This is a genomic window from Rickettsia endosymbiont of Ixodes scapularis (assembly GCF_000160735.1).
In the GTDB taxonomy this organism is placed as follows: domain Bacteria; phylum Pseudomonadota; class Alphaproteobacteria; order Rickettsiales; family Rickettsiaceae; genus Rickettsia; species Rickettsia tamurae.
Window position 1 is genome coordinate 998,083 of the sequence record NZ_CM000770.1, and the last position, 1,720, is coordinate 999,802.

The following is a 1,720-nucleotide window of genomic DNA, read 5'->3' on the forward strand; positions in this document are numbered from 1 at the left end:
TTTTTATTATTAAATTTCTTTGGCATCGCTTGTTTTGCAAATTCTGCAATTGCTTCATTACTATAATATTTAGTTAATTCATCAAAACTTTTATCAATAGTTTTGCTTAAATCAATTTTAGAAACTGCAAGTAAGCTATCGGCAAAATTAGGATTTTTTGTTCTTAAATTAGAAGGAAATTCTCTAAAATGGTTAGTGGGACCGAATCCAGGCAAATGTTTGGCTCTTGAATGCGGATAGATATTATTTGTTAAATTATCAAAACTACCGGCAAAATCAATTCTTACTAATTTAGGTAAAGTTTTTGGATTTTTTTGATCTCTGATAACTCCTATATTTCCAACATGTATATCAAAATCGCCGATCAATAAACTTGCCGGCATAATGTTTTCAAAGTTCTGATACTTAATTTCCTTAAAAGCATTTTCTAAGGTTCTAAATAATTTATTTCTAGCCCCCATAAAAAGCGGTCTACCGCCGTCCTTTCTAAACCAAGAACTCGGTTTAGTTTTAGCAGACATATGTTTATCCATGTCCACATACATATCGCTACTATAATTCTCAAAAAATTCAGATTTGACATATATTTGCGAATCAACAGCTTTAGATTTATTAAAATCATCAGGAGCAATTAAATTAACCTTTGCTCCATTTCTGGGACTTATAGCTTCAAAAAATTGAGATCCTAAAAACTCGGCTATATTTTTTGAGCTTGAAGCCTCTTTTTTTATCATCGCCGTAATTTTACCGTCTGAGCTTTGATATACACCGCCATGCTCTCCTACTTTATTAGCTCCGCCTCCTTTAGGCTTTAAAAAATTCCAACCTTTAAATACTGATTTCTTATTTTGAGTCATCCTCGCCTCATCCTCGCCTCTTTATATTGATAATTTTGATATAATTATAAAACATATTATTTATTTTATATCAAGGATAGAAGCCGTTTTCTACTTAATTTTATTGTTCTTTAATATTTCAGCTACTTCAAGAGCTGCATATGTAAATATACCTGTTGCACCGACACGTTTAAAACTAATTAATGACTCCATCAAAGCTCTCTCCCAATCAATCGCCCCTGCTTCTGCTGCAAATTTTAACATTGCATATTCTCCGCTAACCTGATATGCAAAAATTTTAGCATTAAAATTATTTGCCGCTTCACGAATAACATCCAAAAACGGCATACCAGGCTTCACCATAACCATATCGGCTCCCTCTGCTATATCATGCTCAATCTCAAGCATTGCTTCCTTAATATTACGCACATCCATTTGATAGCTTGATTTATCTAAATAATTCTTTTGAGTGCTTCTAACTGCCTCACGAAACGGACCGTAAAAGCTTGAAGCATATTTAGCGGCATAAGCAAGAATTCCAACATTTATAAACCCCTCTTTGTCAAGATATTCCCTTATTGCCCCGATTCTTCCATCCATCATATCAGAAGGTGCAACAATATCTACTCCGGCTTTTGCTAGTACTAATGCTTGATTACACAAGGCTCTTACTGATTTATCATTATCAACTTCCCCGTGATACACAATACCGTCATGACCATGTGTAGTATAAGGATCAAGTGCTACATCGCATATTATACCGATATCAATATTAGCGTTTTTGATGCTTCTAATAGTTCTACATATCAAATTATCTAAATTATAAGCCTCATCGGCATTTTCGCTTTTTAGACTTTGATCAATACTAGGAAATAATGCAATAG

At 33.5% G+C, this 1,720-nt stretch carries 1 protein-coding gene and 1 pseudogene; both read right to left on the reverse strand.

Features of this window, described 5'->3' with window-relative positions; genetic code table 11:
• Window positions 1–857 (reverse strand): annotated as a pseudogene (locus tag REIS_RS12650) (hypothetical protein); the annotation flags it as partial.
• Window positions 858–947: 90 nt separating this feature from the next.
• Window positions 948–1,720: porphobilinogen synthase (gene hemB, locus REIS_RS05030; protein WP_040614712.1), on the reverse strand; the 773-nt coding region annotated here is incomplete at its 5' end.